The sequence below is a fragment of the Mesorhizobium sp. M0048 genome (assembly GCF_040323405.1).
Taxonomy (GTDB): Bacteria; Pseudomonadota; Alphaproteobacteria; order Rhizobiales; family Rhizobiaceae; genus Mesorhizobium.
This window is the reverse complement of record NZ_JAMYUV010000019.1, coordinates 70,922-92,148: the sequence shown is the minus strand read 5'-3', so window position 1 is coordinate 92,148 and position 21,227 is coordinate 70,922. Positions and strand designations below refer to the sequence as shown.

Sequence of the window (21,227 nt, the reverse complement as noted above, 5' to 3'; positions counted from 1 at the left end):
CGCCGATGCTGCCAAAGTCCCCATCAGCCATCGCATCAAGAAATGCGCCTGGAACGACGACTATCTCATCAATGCCATCACTCATATGCGATAGCCCTGCCCTCTAGTGGGAGATTGGCAGCTTCGCTGAGGGGTACTTTTCTGCAACTTGGGATGTTATCGAAAACGGAGATGATGGCCGATCTCCCCCCTTTGAGGGTACCCTTGTGGGGGAGATGGCCGGCAGGCCAGAGGGGCGCTGTCCGCCGACATCTCGAAGATTCTCAGCGCCGACGCTTCGATTTGACCGCCTCTGCCCTCGCCTGTAGCTGTCGGAAACGACCCGGACGAGGCAAGGGAATACCATGGCAAGCCAAGGCTTCTCCGACTTCTTCTACGCCGCGCCGGACGGGCTGTCCCTGCACGCCCGCATCTACGACGAAGCGAATTCCGGCCATTGGCCAGTCGTTTGCCTGCCCGGCCTGACCCGCAATTGCCGTGATTTTCACGAGCTGGCGCTTTATCTATCAGTGCAGGGGAAGCGCAAGGTCGTCGCTTTCGACTATCGCGGGCGCGGGCAGTCCGCCTACGATGCCGATATCGGCCATTACAATATCGGCATCGAAGCCGGCGATATTCTCGCCGGGCTGGCGGCGCTGAGCATCGAGGAGGCTGCCTTCATCGGCACGTCGCGCGGTGGATTGATCATCCATGTGCTCGGGGCGATGCGGCCGGCCGTGCTGAAGGCCATCGTCCTCAACGACATCGGCCCGGTGATCGAGTCGCAAGGTCTCGCCCATATCCGCTCCTACCTCGACCCCATGCCAAGGCCGAAAACGTACGCCGAGGTGGTCCGCGACCTGCGCAGCATCCATGGCCCGGATTTTCCGGCGCTGACCGATGCGGATTGGGAGCGGATGGCGTCAGCCTTCTACCGCGAGGCCAAGGAGGGATTTCTGCCCGACTTCGACCCGAAACTGGTCGACACGCTGGCGGGCCTAGACCTCACTCAGCCGCTGCCTGATCTGTGGCCGCAGTTCGACGCGCTGGCGGCGGTTCCGATGCTCGTCATACGCGGCGCCAACTCGAAGCTGCTGTCCGCGGAAACACTCGAGCAGATGCGCACGGGCCATGCCGACATCGAAACGATCACGGTCGACGGCCAGGGGCATGCACCGTTCTTGGAGTCCGGGATCCTTACGGGCAGGATCGCTGGTTTTTTCGAGCGGGCGGAGCGGCGGGGTGATGGGAAGTAAAGCTCGAGAACTGAGGAATTTAATGGGCAGTGCTGCACCGACTTTGAGCGGTGGCGGAGAGGATGGGATTCGAACCCACGAGAAGCTTTTGACCTCTACTCCCTTAGCAGGGGAGCGCCTTCGACCACTCGGCCACCTCTCCGTTGCGCCGGTGGATAAAGAAAAGCGCCGCCACAATCAACAAGCTGGTGTCACTATCGTCGAAAAATCGGGCTTCCGCCAAATTGCCACCTGTGGCTTGCGGCGATTCCGCGGCAATTCCCTGGCTGTTGAGTCGGCGCATGGTCACAGTTTGAGCGGGCCATTGCCGGAATTGGCTGGAATGCGGGGTTGCCGGGGCCCGATAGTTAATGGGAGCTTTCGGAGTGAGGCCAAATCGTGTCATTTGTGCAACAACGCTCGGCGATAGCGCCACCACAAACCTTTTGCCGGTACGATCGTGGTTGAACGACGCCGCCTCATGGGTAATGTCGGGTTTGAAGGAGCGGCGCGGTGCGCATCTTTTTCGGTAGTGGGGATGGGGCAGGGAACGCTGTCCTTCAGCAAAGAATACCCAGACCCGTTTTTTAACTTTTGACTGGAGGTCAGAAAATGAACATCAAGAGCCTGCTTCTCGGCTCCGCTGCGGCGCTGATCGCAGTATCCGGTGCGCGCGCCGCCGACGCCGTCGTCGTCGCCGAGCCGGAACCCGCTGAATACGTCAAGATCTGCGACGTCTACGGCGCTGGCTACTTCTACATCCCCGGCACCGAAACCTGCCTGCGCATCGGCGGCTATGTCCGCTACGACATCGGCATCGGCGACGTCGGTTCGTTCGACGGTGCTGAGAATTTCGATCACGAAGATGGCGATATCCAGGACACCTACTACAAGAACGCCCGCTTCAACCTGAAGACCTGGACCGCTCAGGAAACCGAACTCGGCACCTTGAAGACCTACACCGAGACCCGGTTCAATTTCGGCAACCGCAACCGTCACGTTAGCACCACAACCACCGATCCGGACGGCCCCGAGGGTCCGCTGCTGCCGGTCACGACCATCGTCAGAAATGACGCCGAAAACAAGGGCGTTTCGCTGAACTTCGCCTGGATCCAGCTCGGTGGCCTGCGCGTCGGTAAGGACGAATCGGCCTTCAACACGTTCATCGGCTACGCCGGCAGCGTCATCCAGGATACGCTGGTTCCTTACGGTGATTTCGACACCAACGTCGTCCAGTACTACTTCGATTTCGGCAACGGCTTCTCGGCCGTGGCTTCGCTCGAGCAGGGCGCGGGCCGCGTTGGGACCATCGACAGCTACGTTCCGCATGTCGTCGGCGGCCTGAAGTGGACGCAGGGCTGGGGCGCGATCACCGGCGTCATCGCCTACGACAGCAACTACGAAGAAGTGGCCGGCAAGGTTCGTTTGGACGTGAATGCAACCGACGCGCTGTCGCTGTTCATCATGGCGGGCTACGGCACTGACGATAACCTCAATGACCCGGGCAACTTTGTCCCAGCCAATGGCCGTGGTTTCTACAAGCAGTGGGGCGGCAACTGGGCGGTTTGGGGTGGCGGCACCTACAAGTTCAACGAGAAGACCTCGTTCAACGTGCAGGCTTCCGCTGACGACGACAAGAACTATGCCGTCGCGGCGAACATCGCCTACGACATCGTTCCTGGCCTGACGATCACCGCCGAAGTCGATTGGGACCACTACGGGCGGTTTAACGATCCGGCCAGCTTCACCAACGTCAACTGGACCAGTGCGGACAAGAAGGACAGCATTGGCGGCCTCCTCCGCTTCCAGCGCTCGTTCTAATAAGTTCGACCTGACCAATATTGAACCCGGCGGGCAACCGCCGGGTTTTTCTTTGAGCCATTCGCCGGCTGCCACATTTCAAGGCTGCCGCGGAACTTGCGCAGGCCAAGCCGGCAGGCTAGCAAGAAGGCCCCTTTTTTAACGAGCCTTTGCCATGCGCCCTCCCCTTACACCGCTCATCGCAGCGCTTCCCTCCACGGTGCCGTTTGTCGGCCCGGAGGCGCAGGAGCGCGACCGCGGCCGCGCCTTTCGCGCCCGCATCGGGGCCAATGAGAGCAGCTTTGGCCCTTCGCCGCGCGTCGTTACCCGCATGGCCGGGATTGCCGGCGACATGTGGATGTATTGCGACCCCGATAATCACGATTTGAAGGTAGCCGTAGCCAGGCATCTCGGCGTCGGCGCCGAAAACGTCGTCGTCGGCGAAGGCATAGACGGGCTGCTCAGCCTGGTTGCGCGCATGTATGTGGCGCCCGGCGACGCGGTGGTGACCTCGCTCGGCGCCTATCCGACCTTCAACTTTCATGTTGCCGGCGTCGGCGGCCGATTGGTCGCAGTGCCCTACGAGAACGATCGGGAAAACCTCGACGGCCTGCTGGCTGCGGTCGCCAGGGAGAAGGCGCCACTGGTCTACCTGTCCAACCCGGACAATCCGATGGGCAGCTGGTGGGAAGCCGCCGAACTCGGCCGCTTCATCGAGGCCTTGCCGGAAACCACAATGCTGGTGCTCGACGAGGCCTATGGCGAATTGGGGCCAGCCTCAGCGCTGCCGCCGATCGATGTGGCGCGGCCGAACGTCATCCGCATGCGCACCTTCTCCAAGGCCTATGGGCTGGCCGGCATACGCTGCGGCTATGCGGTGGCCGAGGCCCAGGTGATTCGCGACTTCGAGAAGATCCGCAACCACTACGGCGTCAGCCGCATGGCGCAGATCGCCGGCGTCGAGGCGCTTGCCGATCAGGCCTGGCTGGAAAGCGTGGTGGCGCGGGTCGCCTCCGGCCGCCGGCGCATCGCCGGAATAGCCGAGGCGAACGGGCTGAAGCCGCTGGCTTCGGCGACCAATTTCGTCACCATCGATTGCGGCCGCGACGGTGCTTTCGCGCTGAAGGTGCTGCAGGCGCTGTTGGCGCGCGACGTCTTCATCCGCAAGCCGATGGTGCCGGTGCTCGATCGCTGCATCCGGGTCAGCGTCGGCCTCGACCACGAGCTCGACATTTTTGCCGAGGAATTGCCCGGCGCACTGGCGGCAGCACGGGGGAACTGAAGAGCCTTCGCCGGGACCCCAGTGCTGCCCACTATTTCTCCCCGAGCAGGCGCATGACGCGCTTCAAAGCGTCCGATAATTCGGCAGCCGCTTCATCGGCGAGGCCGGCCGTCAGCCGCGCGAGGTCGCGATCCGCCGAAGCCTGAAGCCTGGCGAGCTCCGCACTCCCGCGAGCGGTTAGCGACAGGATGCGTCTGCGCCGATCGGTTGGGTCAGTGCGTATCTCGGTCAGGCCCGCGGCGGCGAACCTCCTCAGGACGCGTATGACATGGGCCGGATCGAGCCGGAGCTCGGCAGAGATTTCGGCGGCGGCCGGTCCGAGATCGAGGTGGAATGCCCGCGCAAGAAACCCTGCCCCACCGCCGCTATTGGCGGCAGCATGGGACCGGAGGCCCAGTTCGAACAGAAGTCGCGCCTCGCCCAGCGTATAGGCACTGTGCGCCAAGGTCTGGTCGAGCAGACCGATCAGGCGCGTGTAGAAGCGATTGAAGCCACGGATCTCCGCAACAAGGGCATTGCGTTCGGCCGGCATATCGACCTCCTTCGGGCTGATCGCTCCGTAAGGACCATGATCGCCATTTATTTGACTTAGTTAATCATTTGACGGAGACGCCGCCTATCTCCCACGTGAGACTGGCAGATCGCGATCGGCAGGGAGAACCTTCGATACACGTTGCCTGGTTTGAATTTGCACGGCGATGCGCCAGACTCGACTCTGAGGATGGAGAGCGCGATGACCGACCGCACTGTACAGGTACGCATATATGGCAAGGTGCAAGGCGTCAGCTACCGGGTTTGGGTGCGGCGCGAGGCGTCGGCGCTTGGCCTTGCCGGTTGGGTGCGCAACGAAGTTGACGGCTCGGTGACAGCCTTGATTGCCGGGACCGGGGCGGCGGTGTCGACGATGATTGAGCGACTTTGGCAAGGGCCGCCAGAGGCAGCAGTTTCGAAGGTCGATGTCGAGGACATCGAGGCACGCAACACGTCCGCGGGATTCAGGATTGTTGCCTAGCAAAGCACGATCCTGCTCATTCGCTTCCATCGCACAAAAATTCCCGGGTGCAGATAGAGCAGATCTGAAGCCATTGCCCTGCCCGAATGCTTCGGTCCTTGAATTAATTGAACGTTTGTTTTATAGCTTCGTGAAAGGCGGTTTGTCATGGCGCGTACGACCGGTTCCGACGGAGAAAAGACCGAAGCTGCGGTCCGCGAGGCGGCGGTCAGCCTGATTGCGCGTCTCGGCTACGAGGCGATGTCGATGCGCCAGCTGGCGGCCGAAGTCGGCGTCCAGGCGGCGGCGCTCTATCGCTATTTTCCGACCAAGCAGGACCTTCTGTTCACGCTGATGCGCGAGCATATGGAAGGCTTGATCGAGGCGTGGCGCGCAACACGCCCTGTCGGCGCCGATCCGGCAACCCGGCTTGCCGCCTATGTCGAAAACCACATCGCTTTCCATATCGAACGCCGCCACTCCACCCATGTCTCGAACATGGAGCTGCGCAGCCTGTCGCACGAAAAACTCTCGCAGATCCTGCGCATGCGCACGGCCTACGAGAAGGAGTTGCGCGCCATCCTTCGCGACGGCGTCGAAGCGGGCCTGTTCAGCATCGAAGACACCGGGCTCACCGCCATGGCGTTGATCCAGATGATGACCGGCGTCATCGTCTGGTTCCGGCCGGGCGAACGGCTGTCGATCGCCGAAGTCACCGCTACATATCTAGCAATGACAATGCGCCTTGTTGGAGCAAAGAACGATGGCGCGACAACGAGCTCTGGCGCCGTGCGTTCATTCGAGCGCGCAAAGGACGCTCTAGCACTTTGATTTCGCGCATGATCCCGATTTTCGGGGTCGTGCGCCGGGAGGAACGGCATGTACACGCATACGCTCAACTTCGGGCTTGGCGAAGATGTCGAGGCGCTGCGCGACCTGGTGCGGCGCTTCGCCCAAGAGAAAATCGCGCCGATAGCCGCCGAGATCGACCGGTCGAACGAATTCCCGGCGCATCTGTGGGTGGAGCTCGGCGGGCTTGGCCTGCTCGGCATCACCGCCGATCCCGATTTCGGCGGCAGCGGCATGGGCTACCTCGCCCACGTCGTGGCGATGGAGGAGATTTCGCGCGCCTCCGCCTCGGTCGGCCTCTCCTACGGCGCCCATTCCAACCTCTGCGTCAACCAGATCAATTGCTGGGCGACGCAGGCGCAGAAGGAAAAATATCTGCCTTCGCTGTGCAGTGGCGAAAAGGTCGGCGCGCTGGCAATGTCGGAATCCGGCGCCGGGTCCGACGTCGTGTCGCTGCGCCTGCGCGCGGAAAGGCGCAACGACCGCTATGTGCTCAACGGCACCAAGATGTGGATCACCAACGGACCGGATGCCGAGACGCTGGTCGTGTATGCCAAGACCGATCCGGAACTCAATTCGCGCGGCATCACCGCTTTCATCGTCGAAAAGGCCTTTGCCGGTTTTTCGGTGGCGCAAAAGCTCGACAAGCTTGGCATGCGCGGCTCGAACACCGGCGAGCTGGTGTTCGAGAATGTCGAAGTCCCGTTCGACAATGTGCTGCACGAGGAAGGGCGCGGTGTCGAGGTGCTGATGTCGGGCCTCGACTACGAACGCGCCGTGCTGGCCGGCGGGCCGATCGGGCTGATGGCTGCGTGCCTCGATGTGGCGATACCTTACGTGCACGAGCGCAAGCAGTTCGGCCAGCCGATCGGCGAATTCCAGCTGGTGCAAGGCAAGCTCGCCGACATGTATGCGACGATGAACGCGGCGCGCGCCTACGTCTATGCCGTGGCCGCCGCCTGCGATCGCGGTGAGACGGCCCGCAAGGATGCTGCCGGCTGTATTCTCTTCGCCGCCGAAAAGGCGACGCTGATGGCGCTCGAGGCCATCCAGCTTTTGGGCGGCAACGGCTACATCAACGACTACCCGACCGGCCGGCTGCTCCGCGACGCCAAGCTCTACGAAATCGGTGCCGGCACCAGCGAAATCCGTCGCTGGCTGATCGGGCGGGAAATCATGGCGGAGAGCGCCTAATGGCATCCTTTTGAGCTTTTGCCAGAAGCCATACGATGTGGCATATTTCGGACTATGTGCCACAACCCTAGCGAGACGAACCATGGCGGGCAGAACGGGAAAGTCCGGATTTGACGAACATCCGCAAGCACAGCTCGATGCCAGCGCTCGCAAAACGCCGCTTAGGGTTCCGGCGAAACGCGAGCGTGTTAAACTTGGCGAGGGCGGGCGCTTCGTCATCCCTGCTGCGATGCGCGAGGAGATGGGCGTGAAGCCTGGCGAGGAGATGATCCTGCATGTCGAAAACGGCGAGCTGCGGGTAAGATCGTGGCTGCAGAATCTGCGACGCGTCCAGGCCGAATTGTCGGCGCTGAAACAGCCCGGTGAAAGCGTCGTCGACGAATTTCTGAAGGAGCGGCGGGAAGAGCAGCGTCGAAGCAACAAGCGTCTCGACCGGCTTCACGCCGAAGGGACGACAGGAAAGCGGGCGAAATGAAGCCCTACGTCATGGACAGTTCGGCGGCACTCGCAATCCTGCTCAACGAGCAAGGCACCGATAGTGCTTTGGGGTTCGCGCCGGATGCACAATGCAGTTCGGTCAATGCGGCCGAAATCATTGCCAAGCTGATCGACAAGGGGCGCAGCATGGAACAGGCCGCGGACGACCTCGCCAGTCTCGGCATGCCGATCGCCGTTTTCGACGAAGCGATGGGCATCGCCGCCGGGCAGCTTCGCCAACTGACGCGGCATCGCGGCCTGTCATTGGGCGATCGGGCCTGCCTCGCGCTGGCTATTCGCGAGAACGCCATTGCCGTCACCGCTGATCGCGATTGGAGCGACCTCGATGTCGGCTGCAAGATCGAGCTGATCCGGTAGCGCCATGGCTCCCCTCAACTCGCAGATCTCGCCCGCCTCCGATATTTTCCGCGCCAATGCCGAGCGCATGCGGGCACTGGTCGCCGATATTGCTGAGAAAGCGGCCACGGTCGAACGCGGCGGCTCGGAAGATGCGCGCGAGCGGCACGTCTCCCGCGGCAAGCTCCTGCCGCGGCAACGCCTCGCCCAATTGCTCGATACCGGCTCGCCCTTCCTCGAAATCGGCCAGTTCGCGGCATGGTCGATGTATGGCGAGGACATCCCGTCGGCCGGCCTCATCGCCGGCATCGGGCGCGTCGAAGGCACCGAAGTGATGGTCGTCGTCAACGACGCCACGGTGAAGGGCGGCACCTATTATCCGCTGACAGTGAAGAAGCATCTGCGTGCACAGGAAATCGCGCTGCAGAACAATCTGCCTTGCGTCTATCTGGTCGACAGCGGCGGCGCCAATCTGCCCAATCAGGACGAGGTGTTTCCCGACCGCGATCATTTCGGCCGCATCTTCTATAACCAGGCCAACATGTCGGCCGCCGGCATTCCGCAGATCGCCTGCGTCATGGGGTCGTGCACGGCCGGCGGCGCCTATGTGCCTGCGATGTCGGACGAGACAATCATGGTGCGCAACCAGGCAACCATCTTTCTCGGCGGCCCGCCGCTGGTGAAGGCGGCCACCGGCGAGGACGTCACCGCCGAGGACCTCGGTGGCGCCGACGTGCACACAAGGCTTTCCGGCGTTGCCGACCACTATGCGCTCGACGACGAGCATGCGCTGGCCATATGCCGGCGTATCGTCAAAAACCTGAATCGGAACAAGACTGTAAGCCTTGCCTTACAGAAATCGATTCCGCCGCTTCACGATCCACATGAACTCTACGGCATCGTGCCGACGGATCTGCGCCAGCCCTACGACGTACGCGAGGTAATCGCCCGCACCGTCGACGGCTCCGAATTCGATGAGTTCAAGCAGAATTATGGCACCACGCTGGTCACCGGTTTTGCCCATCTCAGCGGCATGCCGGTCGGCATCATCGCCAACAATGGCGTGCTGTTTTCGGAAAGCGCGCTGAAGGGCGCGCATTTCATCGAGCTGTGCTGCCAGCGCAGGGTGCCGCTGATTTTTCTGCAGAACATCACCGGCTTCATGGTCGGGCGGAAATACGAGGCCGGCGGTATCGCCAAGGACGGCGCTAAGCTGGTGATGGCGGTCGCCACCGCCAAGGTGCCGAAAGTAACGATGATCATCGGCGGCTCGTTCGGCGCCGGCAATTACGGCATGTGCGGACGCGCCTATTCGCCACGCTTCCTGTGGATGTGGCCGAATGCCCGCATTTCGGTGATGGGCGGCGAGCAGGCGGCAACGGTGCTGGCCGTGGTCAAGCGCGAAGGCATCGAGCGCAAGGGCGGCGAATGGAGCGCCGAGGAGGAGGCGAAATTCAAGAAGCCGATCCTTATGAAATACGAGCATGAAGGCCACCCGCTCTATTCGTCGGCAAGGCTCTGGGACGACGGCATCATCGACCCGGCCAAGACCCGCGAGGTGCTGGCGCTCAGCCTTTCGGCCGCGCTCAACGCCGAGATCGAAGAGACAAGGTTCGGCGTGTTCAGGATGTGAGATGAGCGAAATCGGCCAGAGGATTCGCATTCAAACCGGCGACATCACGAAGCTGGCGGTCGATGCCGTCGTCAACGCCGCCAACACTTCTCTTCTCGGAGGCGGCGGCGTCGACGGCGCTATCCATCGCGCGGCCGGCCCCGAGCTTGTGGCAGAATGCCGGACCTTGCATGGCTGCAAGGTCGGAGACGCAAAAATCACCAAGGGCTACAGGCTGCCCGCGCGCTACGTCATTCATACGGTCGGGCCGGTCTGGCAAGGTGGCAGCAAAGGAGAAGCCGAACTGCTCGCCTCCTGCTATCGCCGGTCGCTCGAAATCGCCGCCGCAAAGGACTGCCGGGCGGTGGCGTTTCCAGCGATCTCGACCGGGGCCTACCGCTACCCAAAGGATCAGGCGACGCAAATTGCTGTCGGGACCGTGAGCGCCTTCATCGGCCAGAACATCGTTCCGGAAACCGTCATTTTCTGCTGCTTCGACGAGCCGACGGCCGAATTGTATCAACGGGTCGTTGCCGCACTCGGCAAAGCGTGATCCACAGCCATGAGAAATCTGCAGACCCATTTTCAGTCATCCGACTGGCCATACAGAAAAATTGCGGCTATTGCTGTTTTTCAACGTCAATGGGGCTTGGGCGAAGGTGAAACAGCAACTTTTCCAGAAAACTACTGCCGCAATACTTTCGGGGTTACTTATATTAGCTGCACCAGGCACTGGCGCGGCGGGATCGATGGCCGGAAGCGAAGGCGACAAGCGCTTTTCACCACTTCTGCCTGGCAGCGCCAAGGACGAGTGCACCAAGGCCTACAAGGCCTATGTCGCTGCAAGCGGCCATTCGGCATACGCCACGACGTCTTTCGTGCGGGTCAGGGACGGTTACGTCCTGTGTGGCGCCCACTACAACGCCTCGTCGCAAAAGGCGGCAGAGGCCATGGCGATGAAATCCTGCCAGAGCGCACGGGCGTACTACAAGGTGGCGGCCAGCGGCAACTGTCAGATCGCGGCTTCGAAGTAGACGGGCAAACGCCGATCCGGGATTGCCCGCGCCAAATCCGGGAGGCCCGATGTTCGCCAAGATCCTGATCGCCAACCGTGGCGAGATCGCCTGCCGGGTGATCCGCTCGGCACGCAGGATGGGTGTGCGCAGCGTCGCCGTCTATTCCGATGCCGACGCTCACGCCTTGCATGTCGAAATGGCCGACGAAGCGGTGCATATCGGCGCCTCTCCCGCCAGCGAAAGCTATCTGCGCGGCGACAGGATCATTGCGGCGGCCTTGGCCACAGGTGCCGAGGCCATCCATCCGGGCTACGGCTTTCTTTCGGAAAACCCCGATTTCGTCGACCAGGTGGTCGCGGCCAGGCTGATCTTCATTGGGCCGTCGGCGGCCTCGATCCGTGCCATGGGACTGAAGGACGCGGCCAAGCGGCTGATGGAAAAGGCCGGCGTGCCTGTCGTTCCGGGCTACCATGGCGAAGCGCAGGAGATCGTGTTGCTCGCCTCCAAGGCGCGCGAGATAGGCTACCCCGTACTGATCAAGGCGCGCGCCGGCGGCGGCGGCAAAGGCATGCGGCGCGTCGAGCATCCCGATGATTTTTCGGAAGCACTGTCGGGCGCGCGGCGTGAGGCGAAAGCCGCGTTCGGTGACGACCGCGTGCTGGTCGAGAAGTATGTCGACAAGCCGCGCCACATCGAGGTGCAGATATTCGGCGACAGTTTCGGCAATGTCGTGCACCTCTACGAACGTGACTGCTCGGCGCAGCGCCGCCACCAGAAGGTGATCGAGGAGACGCCTGCCCCGGGCATGACGCCGGCACTGCGCAAGGCGATGACCGAGGCGGCGGTGAAAGCCGCCAAGGCAATCCACTATTCCGGCGCCGGTACCATCGAGTTCATCGTCGATGCCTCGCAAGGTCTGAAGGCCGACCGTTTCTGGTTCATGGAAATGAACACCCGCCTGCAGGTCGAGCACCCCGTCACCGAAATGGTCACCGGCATCGACCTGGTCGAGTGGCAGTTGCGGGTAGCCTCCGGCGAAAAACTGCCGAAGACGCAGAGCGAGATCGCGCTCTCCGGCCACGCCTTCGAGGCGCGCATCTATGGCGAGGACGCGGCAAGAGGGTTTTTGCCGGCGACCGGCACGTTGCACCATCTGAAATTTCCGCAGCCAGCACCGGAAGGTGCGACCATGCGCATCGAAACCGGCGTGCGCGCCGGCGATGCGATTTCGCCGTTTTACGACCCGATGATCGCCAAGCTGATCGTCCATGGCAAGGACAGACGGGCGGCGCTCACGGCACTTGGCGAGGCGCTGTCGCAGACCGAAATCGCCGGCTCGACCGTCAACACTGGCTTTCTTGCCGCGCTGGCCGCTGATGCAGCTTTTGCGGCGGGCGATGTCGATACCGGCCTGATCTCCAGGCATCAGCAGGCGTTGACGGCGGTTGCGCCGCCGAGCGGTGAGACGATTGCCGCTGCGGCACTTGCCGCGTCCGGTGCGCGCGACTTGCCGTCCTCGGACGATCCCTGGTTGTCGCTGGCCGGCTATGCGCATTTCCACGCTGTAGTGCGGCGCATGCTGCTGAAGTTTGGCGAGCAGGAGATCGTCGCGCGCGTGTCGGTGCGGCCGGACAGACGGTTCGAGGTGGCGCTGGAAGCGCCCTATGACAGCGTCAATTCGCATGATCTCCGTACCGCCCCTCGCCTCGCCCGCTGGCCGGGCCACGTCACCGTCTTCGAGGGCGCTATCGGCTACGATTTTGCCGTGCCGGACCCGCTGGCGCGAGCCGACGAAGCCGCCGCTTCCGGCAGCCTGCGCGCGCCGATGCCGGGCCTGGTCAAATTGGTGCGTGCGGCAAAAGGCGAGGCCGTGATCAAGGGCCAGCCGCTGCTGATACTGGAGGCGATGAAGATGGAGCACACCATTGCCGCGCCCCATGACGGGCTTATTGCCGAGATCGCCGCCGAAGGCGCGCAGGTCACAGACGGAACCGTGCTGGTTCGCTTTGCCGAGGAACCACAGCTGACCGCAGTTTCCTTATCCACGAAGTGACCCCGAGCGCGTCACAAAAGGCACCGCAAAGATGAAAATGGCCAGGTTCGACCCGGCCATTTTCAATTACAACGTAGTTCTATCAGGGCTGGATCGGCGCGTATTTGCCGTCATGCCACTGGTTGATGTCGTAGCTGGCGTTCTTGAGGTCGCCCTTCTCGTCGAAGGTGACCGGCCCGACAACCGTGCTGATCGGCTGGCCGTTCTTCAACGCCTCGGCGACCTTGGCCGGGTCGTCGCTGCCGGCGCGCTTGATGCCCTCGGCGAATGCCTGGATCACGGCATAGGAAAACAGCGTGAAGCCCTCCGGCACGAAGCCGCCGGCCTTGATCTTGGCGATGGCTTCCTTGGCTTCGGGCTTCGACTGCGGATCCGATGGGAAGACGAACATGGTGCCTTCGCCGGCCGGACCGGCAACCTGCCAGAATTCTGGCGAAGCGATCGAGTCCGGCATGATCAACTGGAACTTGAGGTTCTGCTCCGCCGACTGGCGCAGGATGAGGCCGGCTTCGGGGTGATAGCCGCCGAAATAGACGACGTCAGCCTTCAGCTCCTTGAGCTTGGTAACGAGCGCAGAATAGTCCTTCTCGCCGGCGTTGATGCCCTCGTAGAGGATTTCATTGAGACCGTTCTGGTTCATCGTTGCCTTGACGGCATCGGCCACGCCCTGCCCATAGGCGCTCTTGTCGTGCAGGATGACGACTTTCTTGCCGGCATATTTCTTGGCGATCCAGGGACCGATGAAAGCGCCCTGCGCATCGTCGCGCGTATAGAGGCGCATGATCGTCGGCCAGCCCGCCTTCGCCGCTGCGTCGGTCAACACGGGGTTCGAGGAAGCCGGACTCATCATCAGCGCACCGGCTTCGGCGTAGACGGCGGAGGCCGGGATGCTAGAGCCCGAGCAGGCGTGACCATCGATGAACTTGACACCATTGGCGATGATGCGGTTGGCGACCGAAACCGCCTGCTTCGGATCGCACTGATCATCCTCGATGTCGAGCTTGATCTGGCGACCGTCGACGCCGCCAGCCGCGTTGATCGCGTCGGCGGCGGCTTGCGCGCCTTGCTTGAACTGATCGCCGATGGTGGCAAGCTGCCCGGTCATCGGTCCGACCACCGAAAAGGTGATGTCGTCGGCCAAGGCGACCGGCGCGGTCATCATCAGGCCAAATATGGCTGCGCTCAAAATACTGAATTTCTTCATGGTGACATAACTCCTCCACTCTCGCGCAGCCGCCCGGCCGCGCCTCTTCCAGAGTGGCGGGAGAATTTCATCCTTCGCCGGAGCTGTCTAGACGCATCGTCGGCGCTCGATTGGGCCTGTAACATGCGGTCCCAAAGACAAAGCCGCGCCAGCCCTGGCCCGGCCGGTCGCGGCTTTTGCCGTTGAGCTTGCCGGCGCATCAGCGCCGGAACCCGCTGGCTTTCCCTGTCTGTTGCACGGCTCGGCCTGATCAGCCTGCCGTGTTCTTGGTTTTGACTTGGTCGGCCATCTTGCGCGGCCTCTTTTTTTCGGGCCAGCCGTCTGCGCGACCTTGACCCGAAGCGTCCCTGTCAGTGAACTCAGTGCCGGCGAATTCAGTGCATCGTCATCCATTCGCGGGCTTCGCGCAGCGCCCTGGCGATCTCGACTTTCGACATGGCGGCCGACAATTCAGAACGCAGTTCCGCGGCGCGGGCCGAACCCTTGATCGCGGCGATGTTGAACCATTTGTGGGCGGCGACGACATCGGTCTCGCAATCGCGGCCGGTCGCATACATCATGCCCAACTCGAAAAGAATATCGGCCTGGGCAGTTGCCCCCATGGCGCCGAAGCCGGCTTCAAGCATTTCAAAACGTGCCATTTCAAATCCCCTGTTCTGGCTCCCGAGAGCTGTCTCCGTCTGTCCCTCGGTGTCCTTGATTACCTTCGGGGGCGGCCGCTCTTTCGATGCTTTCGAGAATGCCGCGGAGGCTTGAATCCGTCGTTAAATGGCGTGCTTAATTTGAGGAAAACAAAGCTAAAACAAGAGGTAAACGCGAAAATTCGTTAAGGATACAAAGCCAGCAACTGCGCCAGTTTGCACAAAATTTGAAGAAAACTTGCGAGGCGCGGATCAAGACTCCGCTAACCACAGAAGACAAAGACGTGTGCGGCCCGTTTCATTTTTCGCCGGCGCGGCCGTTCGGGAGCGGGCAAAAGCCCGCAACCCTTCCGTCGCGGCACCGCTTTTGTTTTTCCGGGAGCTGGACTAGCTTACGTTTGCGTAAGGGCAGACGGCCGGGACGGAGCCCGATTGGACTTGCCTGAGGGAGGAAAGACATGTTTCGACACGTGAGCCTGGCCCTCGCGGCCGCAATAATGATGACCGGCGCGGCATGGGCCGATCCGATCGAAGGCAATTGGAAAACGCAAGCCGGAGCGACTGCCGCCATTTCGGGTGGCGGCGGGGCATTTTCGATTACGCTCAAATCCGGCAAATTTGCCGGCAAGAACATCGATTCACTGAAGGTGGCCGGCGACAACAAATATGCCGGCACCATAACCGACCCCGAAACCGACAAGACCTATTCGGGCAAGGCTTCGCTTTCCGGCAGTTCGCTCAAGATGAGCGGCTGCGTGTTCGGCGGGCTGATCTGCAAGAGCCAGACCTGGCACAAGCTCTGATCGTGCCATTCCTGCCGGGGTGCGCGGGGCCAGTCGGCCCCGTTTTCATATATCGGTCTCGCAGCCGCGGCTCGCCATAGGTCACTGCTTTCAAGGCGGCCCGCCCAGAGATCATCAACCATTTTGAACCCCAGATGAACGCCGCCATCAGAGCCGGTTCAGCCTGGGCAAGGCATTGTCATGCGTGTTGAAGGAGACACCGCGCGATGCTTGCCCGCCGCTTCACCATCGTCTGCCTGCTGATGAGCCTGTTCGGCATGTTGTTCGCCGTCCTTGTCGCCGAAGCCGGCCGGCCGGCCCGCGCCTGGGACGTGGCCATTTCCTGCCGGCTCGGTTGCCCGAACCAGCTTCGCCACTGAACCCGACAGCGAGATATTGAAACCCACGCCATGACCCGCCTCACCGCCAATGTCGTCAAGATCCTTCGGCTTCTGCCGCGGACGGCACTCATCCTGACGCTTCTGGCGGCCCCGGTCCTGGCCGTGCCGACGATGCGCGCCGATGCCGGTTCGACCATCGAGGCGCCTGCGCTGAGAAAGGCCGGCGTCGGCTTTGTGCTGCTGGTCAGCTTGCGGCGAGGCTAGGCCGCCGGAAAGAAAACCGCCGACAGGGCGTTTTGAGACCGCCTTACCCCCTCCCAACTGCGCGCCCAACTCTCTATATTGGGTCATGGAAAAGCGAATCTATCCTCAAGCCATTGAATCGGTTGTCACGCCGGAGCCGTTCGGCCGACAGAGCTTCAACGATGCCAAGAAGGCGGTCGCGGCCCTGCAGGTGCTTTACGACCGCAACACCAAGTTCCTGCGCGATTCATTTGCCGCGCTCGCCGCGGGCGGCGACAACAGCAAACGCTACCGGGCCTTCTATCCGGAAATCGGCGTCACCACGAGTTCGTTCACCCAAATCGACTCGAGGCAGGCCTATGGTCACATGCCGACGCCGGGGCATTTCTCAACCACCATCACCCAACCTGCTCTTTTCGAAAGCTACCTCACCGAACAGCTTCGGCTCATCATGCGCAACCACGGCGTTCCGGTCACGGTTTCAGAATCGACCACTCCCATCCCCCTGCATTTCGCCTTTCTCGAAGGCACGCATGTCGACGGTGCCGCCGCGGAACGCATCAAACGGCCGATCCGTGACCTGTTCGACGTGCCGGATCTCGACGGCACCGACGACCAGATCGCCAACGGTACCTTTGAAGTGGGATTGGGCGAGGCGCGGCCGCTGGCGCCGTTCACGGCACAACGGATCGACTATTCGCTGCATCGGATGTCGCACTATACGGCGACCAGTCCCCAGCATTTCCAGAACTTCGTGCTGTTCACCAACTACCAGTTCTACATCGACGAATTCGTCGCCCGTGCACGCGAATTGATGGCCAATGGCGGTGACGGATATGTAGAGTTCGTCGAGCCGGGCAATATCGTGACCAAAGTGGGCGACAGCGCGCCTGGTGAGGGTGCTGCGCCCCCTCGCCTGCCGCAGATGCCGGCCTATCATCTGAAGAAGCCGAATCATGGCGGCATCACCATGGTCAATATCGGCGTTGGACCTTCCAACGCCAAGACCATCACCGACCATATTGCGGTGCTCCGGCCGCATGCCTGGGTGATGCTCGGCCATTGCGCCGGCCTGCGCAACACGCAGGCGCTGGGCGATTATGTGCTGGCACACGCCTACGTTCGGGAAGACCATGTCCTCGACGACGATCTTCCGGTCTGGGTGCCGATCCCGCCGCTGGCTGAAATCCAAGTGGCGCTGCAGGAAGCGGTCGCCGAGGTCACCGGGCTTTCCGGCTACGACCTCAAGCGCATCATGCGCACCGGCACCGTCGCCACCATCGACAACCGCAACTGGGAGCTGCGCGACCAGCGCGGGCCGGTGCAGCGGCTGTCGCAGTCGCGGGCGATCGCGCTCGATATGGAATCGGCCACGATCGCCGCCAACGGCTTCCGCTTCCGGGTTCCCTATGGCACGCTGCTTTGCGTATCCGACAAGCCGCTGCATGGCGAATTGAAGCTGCCCGGCATGGCGACCGAGTTCTACAAGCGGCAAGTGGCGCAGCACCTGACCATCGGCATCAGGGCGATGGAGAAGCTGGCTGAAATGCCGATGGAGCGACTGCATTCGCGTAAGCTCAGGAGCTTTTCGGAAACGGCCTTCCAGTAAATGCCGAATCGCATGTTTCGGTCCGGGTCAGGACATTTCGTCATCTTGATTGAGCCGCACTTCTGCCGATAGACAAAGCGATGGCACGTATTCGGGATATGACGGTTGCGCTGGCATTCGTCGCAATGCTTGCGCTCTCGGCCGCGCTGGTGGCCGGGTTTTTCGGATCGCTGCATCCGGCCCTCGATTCCTTTGCTCATTTCCGCGTCCATTTTTCGGTGCTGATGGCGCTTTGCGCGCTGCCCCTGCTCGCCACCTCGTTTCGCCTGCAGGCCGCGGCCGCCTTGCTGTTTGCGGTAGCCTCCTTTGCCACCACGTCGAATGCCTTGCCGCTTTCGCGGCTATGGCAGGTGCAGGCCGCCTACGAAGCCAAACCTGGTGACGAGCCGGTCTACCGCCTGCTGCAGATGAACCTCAGGTTCAACAATCCAACGCCTGAGAAAGTGCTGTCGCTGATCGGCCGGACCCAGCCCGATGTGATCACCCTCGACGAGGTGTCCGAGATGTGGAAAGCAAAGCTTGGGCTGCTGTCCGGCGCTTATCCCTACCGGATCCTCTGCCCGTATCCCAATGGCGTGTTCGGCGTTGCGTTGCTGTCCAGACGACCGTTTGCCACAGGCACGGCGCCGCACTGCGACAGCCGCGGCGCGATGGCGATCGCCACGGTCGATTTTGGCGGAACCGACGTCGATGTCGGCGCCATCCACCTCACCTGGCCATGGCCGCACAACCAATCACGGCAGATTGGGGGGTTGTCTGACGAAATCGCCTCGCTTGGCGAGACGTCGATACTGGCGGGCGACTGCAACGCAGCGCCATGGAGCGCCGCTGTCCGGCGCGTCGCATCGCTTGGCAAGCTGACTGTAATGCCGTCGGTCGGGCCGACCTGGCTCTACAGAAAGCTGCCGGATTTCCTGCGCTTCGCCGGACTGCCGATCGACCAGGTTTTCAGCAAGGGCGCCATCCTTATCCGTTCGGCGTCGACCCTTGAGGACACCGGCTCAGACCATCTGCCGGTGCTGGTGGAGTTTTCGCTACGGTCGCTCGACGAGCACCAGACGGCGACCGCGCTTGCAGCGCTGCCTGGCGGGACGCGAAGCTGAAAATCCGCAGTCCAGTCTCGACCTGGCTTATTACTGGCCCACAAAAGCGCGGATGAGGTGCTCGACAGGGCCGCCGTCGCGATGCTCGTGCGCATCGAAGGCGATCTGCTTTGCCTCGTATTCGGCATAGATGGCATTGATCCGGCGCTTTGCCTCGCGACGTGCCTCGAAACAGTGCGGGTCATCAGCGACTGTCAGCCCTCGAACCGACTTTTCGGTGGCCCGCATCATCTGTCTGGCGATGCGGCCATGGGTCTCTTCATGGGCGCGGACGCCAGCGAAGAACCGCTTCCAGCGCTTCTGCAGCGCAGGCGATGGGGCTGAGACCAGTTTGGGATAGGTATAGAAGAGATTGAGCGTCCCGTTGGCCTGGCGCAGGCGGCAGACGCCGTTTTCCTGATGGGCGTCGAAGGTCCAATCACCGACGCTGTAGCCGGTTTGCGCGATGGCGTGGGTCATGAAGCCGTGCTTCGGCCCACTGCGATCCATGGCCTCGATCAGGGCCGCGCCGGTGGTTCCGGCAATGTTGTAAGTTCGTGTCTTGACCAGCACCTTAGTGCCGGCCAAGGCTGCAGGGGCGCACAATGCCCCGATCGCCACAACGCTCGTCAGAACTGCCAGGCGCATTTTTCCTTCCTCCCTGTCGCGGCAGAAAGGAAACACAGGCAGGCGGTTTATTCAACAATCCTACGGTTGCGCTGCTCCTCATCTTGTTTAGTCCGGAACAAACCTTGTGACTTACATGTTCTGGTAGACCGGGCCCTCGCCGCCCTGTGGCGGCACCCAATTTATATTCTGGTTCGGGTCCTTGATATCGCAAGTCTTGCAGTGCACGCAGTTCTGCGCGTTGATGACGAAGCGCACATCCTTTGCCGCAGGATCGGCGGCGGCATTGCCGTCCTTGTCGACCCATTCGTAGACGCTGGCCGGGCAGTAACGCGTCGAGGGCCCGGCATAGACGTCATGCTCGGAGCGCTTTTGCAGGTCCATGTCGGCGACGAGCAGATGGACCGGCTCGTTCTCCTCGTGGTTGGTGTTGGACAGGAACACCGACGACAGCCGGTCGAAGGTCAGCACCCCGTCCGGCTTCGGGTAGGCGATCTTCTGGTGCGCGGCGGCCGGTTCCAGCGTGGCGTAGTCGGCCTTGCCGTGCTTCATCGTGCCGAAGGGCGAGAAGCCGAACAGCGTGTTCAGCCACATGTCGAGCCCGCCAAGGCCAACACCGACAATGGTGCCGAAGCGCGACCATAGCGGCTTGACGTTGCGCACTTTCTTCAAGTCCTTGCCGATATCGGTGGCGCGCCAGGTGGCCTCATAGGAGGCCAGCTCGTCATTGGCGCGGCCGGCGGCTATCGCATCACAGACATGCTCGGCCGCCAGCATTCCGGAGAGCACGGCATTGTGCGAGCCCTTGATGCGCGGCACGTTGACGAAGCCGGCCGCGCAGCCGATCAGCGCACCGCCGGGGAAGGACAGTTTCGGCACCGACTGCCAGCCGCCTTCGGTGATGGCGCGGGCACCATAGCCCAGCCGCTTGGCACCCTCGAAGGTGCCGCGGATCGCCGGATGGGTCTTGAAGCGCTGAAACTCGTCAAAGGGCGACAGATAGGGGTTCTTGTAGTTCAGGTGAACGACGAAGCCGACTGCCACCTGGTTGTCCTCGAGATGGTAGAGGAAGGAGCCGCCGCCGGTCTTCATATCGAGCGGCCAGCCGAAGGAATGCTGGACAAGGCCCGGCCGGTGGTTTTCCGGTTTGATCTGCCAGAGTTCCTTGAGGCCGATGCCGTATTTTCCGGGCTCACGACCGTCGGAAAGGTGGTGTTTGGCGATCAGTTGCTTGGCCAGCGAGCCGCGCGCGCCCTCGCCGATCAAGACATATTTGCCCATCAGCGCCATGCCCGGCGCAAAGCCCGGACCGTGCGTGCCGTCCTTCTCGACGCCCATGTCGCCGGTGACGACGCCGGTGACCGCACCGGCCTCGTTGTAGAGCAGGCCGACCGCGGCAAAGCCCGGATAGATCTCGACGCCCAGCGCCTCGGCCTTGGTCGCCAGCCAGCGGCAGACATTGCCGAGCGAGACGATATAGTTGCCGTGATTGTTCATCAGCGGCGGCATCAGGATATTGGGCAGACGGAACGAACCGGCGGGGCCGAGAACCAGGAAATGGTCGTCGGTGACCGGTGTCCTGAAGGGATGACCCTCCTCTTCGCGCCAGCCGGGCAGCAGCCGGTCGATGCCGATCGGATCGACGACGGCGCCGGACAGGATGTGCGCGCCGACTTCGCCGCCCTTTTCCAGCACGACGACGGAAAGCTCGGGATTGACCTGCTTGAGACGGATCGCGGCGGCGAGGCCGGCCGGGCCGGCGCCGACGATGACCACGTCGAATTCCATGCTTTCGCGTTCGATATCGCTCATCGATCCCTCACTGGCTCGCTATTCCCGGCATCTTGCTGGCT

General features: G+C 62.2%; 22 protein-coding genes and 1 tRNA gene. 17 read left to right on the top strand and 6 right to left on the bottom strand.

The annotated features are described in order from the left end of the window. The first annotated feature begins 344 nt into the window (after positions 1-344). A complete protein-coding gene (locus NKJ84_RS17885; protein WP_352507519.1) occupies positions 345-1,235 on the top strand; it encodes an alpha/beta fold hydrolase in 891 nt (296 codons plus the stop codon). A gap of 51 nt (positions 1,236-1,286) precedes the next feature. On the opposite strand, the gene NKJ84_RS17880 is transcribed toward NKJ84_RS17885, so the two are convergent. Continuing rightward, positions 1,287-1,377: transfer RNA gene (locus NKJ84_RS17880), tRNA-Ser, on the bottom strand. A gap of 449 nt (positions 1,378-1,826) precedes the next feature. Between NKJ84_RS17880 and NKJ84_RS17875 the strand changes: the two genes are divergently transcribed. Next, positions 1,827-3,035 (top strand): porin, encoded by a 1,209-nt coding sequence (locus NKJ84_RS17875; RefSeq protein WP_352507518.1) that lies wholly within the window; start codon positions 1,827-1,829, stop codon positions 3,033-3,035. Between the two features lie 154 nt (positions 3,036-3,189). After that, entirely contained in the window at positions 3,190-4,296 is a 1,107-nt protein-coding gene (locus NKJ84_RS17870) for a pyridoxal phosphate-dependent aminotransferase (RefSeq protein WP_352507517.1), read from the top strand. Positions 4,297-4,327: 31 nt separating this feature from the next. Here the strand turns inward: NKJ84_RS17870 and NKJ84_RS17865 are convergent, their stop codons facing one another. Further along, a complete protein-coding gene (locus NKJ84_RS17865) occupies positions 4,328-4,828 on the bottom strand; it encodes a winged helix DNA-binding protein (protein WP_352507516.1) in 501 nt (166 codons plus the stop codon). Between the two features lie 201 nt (positions 4,829-5,029). Here NKJ84_RS17865 and NKJ84_RS17860 point away from each other — a divergent pair, with 201 nt between their 5' ends. The 9 genes from NKJ84_RS17860 (at position 5,030) to NKJ84_RS17820 (ending at position 12,845) form a co-directional block, all read left to right on the top strand. Further along, on the top strand, positions 5,030-5,308 hold the full coding sequence (locus tag NKJ84_RS17860; RefSeq protein WP_352507515.1) for an acylphosphatase: 279 nt from the start codon (positions 5,030-5,032) through the stop codon (positions 5,306-5,308). A gap of 147 nt (positions 5,309-5,455) precedes the next feature. After that, on the top strand, positions 5,456-6,118 hold the full coding sequence (locus tag NKJ84_RS17855; protein WP_352507514.1) for a TetR/AcrR family transcriptional regulator: 663 nt from the start codon (positions 5,456-5,458) through the stop codon (positions 6,116-6,118). Positions 6,119-6,166: 48 nt separating this feature from the next. After that, positions 6,167-7,330: an isovaleryl-CoA dehydrogenase gene (locus NKJ84_RS17850; protein WP_352507513.1), complete on the top strand. Its 1,164-nt coding sequence runs from the start codon at positions 6,167-6,169 to the stop codon at positions 7,328-7,330. Positions 7,331-7,412: 82 nt separating this feature from the next. Next, entirely contained in the window at positions 7,413-7,805 is a 393-nt protein-coding gene (locus NKJ84_RS17845; protein ID WP_352507512.1) for an AbrB/MazE/SpoVT family DNA-binding domain-containing protein, read from the top strand. After that, positions 7,802-8,185, top strand: a complete 384-nt coding sequence (locus tag NKJ84_RS17840) for a type II toxin-antitoxin system VapC family toxin (protein WP_352480311.1) — start codon at positions 7,802-7,804, stop codon at positions 8,183-8,185. Before NKJ84_RS17845 ends, NKJ84_RS17840 begins: the two co-directional genes overlap by 4 nt. Before the next feature lie 4 nt (positions 8,186-8,189). After that, positions 8,190-9,797 carry a carboxyl transferase domain-containing protein gene (locus NKJ84_RS17835; RefSeq protein ID WP_352507511.1) on the top strand — a complete coding sequence of 536 codons (1,608 nt, stop codon included), beginning with the start codon at positions 8,190-8,192 and terminating at the stop codon, positions 9,795-9,797. 1 nt (position 9,798) lies between these two features. Further along, positions 9,799-10,329 carry an O-acetyl-ADP-ribose deacetylase gene (locus NKJ84_RS17830; RefSeq protein WP_352507509.1) on the top strand — a complete coding sequence of 177 codons (531 nt, stop codon included), beginning with the start codon at positions 9,799-9,801 and terminating at the stop codon, positions 10,327-10,329. Positions 10,330-10,525: 196 nt separating this feature from the next. Continuing rightward, positions 10,526-10,810, top strand: a complete 285-nt coding sequence (locus tag NKJ84_RS17825) for a hypothetical protein (protein WP_352507508.1) — start codon at positions 10,526-10,528, stop codon at positions 10,808-10,810. Positions 10,811-10,859: 49 nt separating this feature from the next. Then, complete coding sequence (locus tag NKJ84_RS17820; protein ID WP_352507507.1) at positions 10,860-12,845, top strand: acetyl/propionyl/methylcrotonyl-CoA carboxylase subunit alpha; 1,986 nt, start codon at positions 10,860-10,862, stop codon at positions 12,843-12,845. 82 nt (positions 12,846-12,927) lie between these two features. Here the strand turns inward: NKJ84_RS17820 and NKJ84_RS17815 are convergent, their stop codons facing one another. Together NKJ84_RS17815 and NKJ84_RS17810 are read right to left on the bottom strand one after the other, a co-directional pair. Further along, positions 12,928-14,049: a branched-chain amino acid ABC transporter substrate-binding protein gene (locus NKJ84_RS17815; protein ID WP_352507506.1), complete on the bottom strand. Its 1,122-nt coding sequence runs from the start codon at positions 14,047-14,049 to the stop codon at positions 12,928-12,930. 374 nt (positions 14,050-14,423) lie between these two features. Next, the gene (locus NKJ84_RS17810; protein WP_115145099.1) at positions 14,424-14,690 is read right to left on the bottom strand and encodes an SEL1-like repeat protein; all 267 of its coding nucleotides are present in this window, start codon (positions 14,688-14,690) and stop codon (positions 14,424-14,426) included. Positions 14,691-15,148: 458 nt separating this feature from the next. Here NKJ84_RS17810 and NKJ84_RS17805 point away from each other — a divergent pair, with 458 nt between their 5' ends. From NKJ84_RS17805 to NKJ84_RS17785, 5 genes are all read left to right on the top strand, one after another. Continuing rightward, the gene (locus NKJ84_RS17805; RefSeq protein ID WP_352507505.1) at positions 15,149-15,493 is read left to right on the top strand and encodes a DUF2147 domain-containing protein; all 345 of its coding nucleotides are present in this window, start codon (positions 15,149-15,151) and stop codon (positions 15,491-15,493) included. Positions 15,494-15,699: 206 nt separating this feature from the next. After that, the gene (locus NKJ84_RS17800) at positions 15,700-15,852 is read left to right on the top strand and encodes a hypothetical protein (RefSeq protein ID WP_023718367.1); all 153 of its coding nucleotides are present in this window, start codon (positions 15,700-15,702) and stop codon (positions 15,850-15,852) included. Positions 15,853-15,882: 30 nt separating this feature from the next. Beyond that, on the top strand, positions 15,883-16,077 hold the full coding sequence (locus tag NKJ84_RS17795) for a hypothetical protein (RefSeq protein ID WP_352507504.1): 195 nt from the start codon (positions 15,883-15,885) through the stop codon (positions 16,075-16,077). A gap of 85 nt (positions 16,078-16,162) precedes the next feature. Further along, complete coding sequence (locus NKJ84_RS17790; RefSeq protein WP_352507503.1) at positions 16,163-17,665, top strand: AMP nucleosidase; 1,503 nt, start codon at positions 16,163-16,165, stop codon at positions 17,663-17,665. Between the two features lie 80 nt (positions 17,666-17,745). Further along, on the top strand, positions 17,746-18,768 hold the full coding sequence (locus NKJ84_RS17785) for an endonuclease/exonuclease/phosphatase family protein (RefSeq protein ID WP_352507502.1): 1,023 nt from the start codon (positions 17,746-17,748) through the stop codon (positions 18,766-18,768). 30 nt (positions 18,769-18,798) lie between these two features. On the opposite strand, the gene NKJ84_RS17780 is transcribed toward NKJ84_RS17785, so the two are convergent. Next, positions 18,799-19,395: a DUF922 domain-containing protein gene (locus NKJ84_RS17780; RefSeq protein WP_352480300.1), complete on the bottom strand. Its 597-nt coding sequence runs from the start codon at positions 19,393-19,395 to the stop codon at positions 18,799-18,801. A 111-nt stretch (positions 19,396-19,506) separates the two neighbouring features. After that, entirely contained in the window at positions 19,507-21,186 is a 1,680-nt protein-coding gene (locus NKJ84_RS17775; RefSeq protein ID WP_352507501.1) for an electron transfer flavoprotein-ubiquinone oxidoreductase, read from the bottom strand. Positions 21,187-21,227 lie beyond the last annotated feature (41 nt).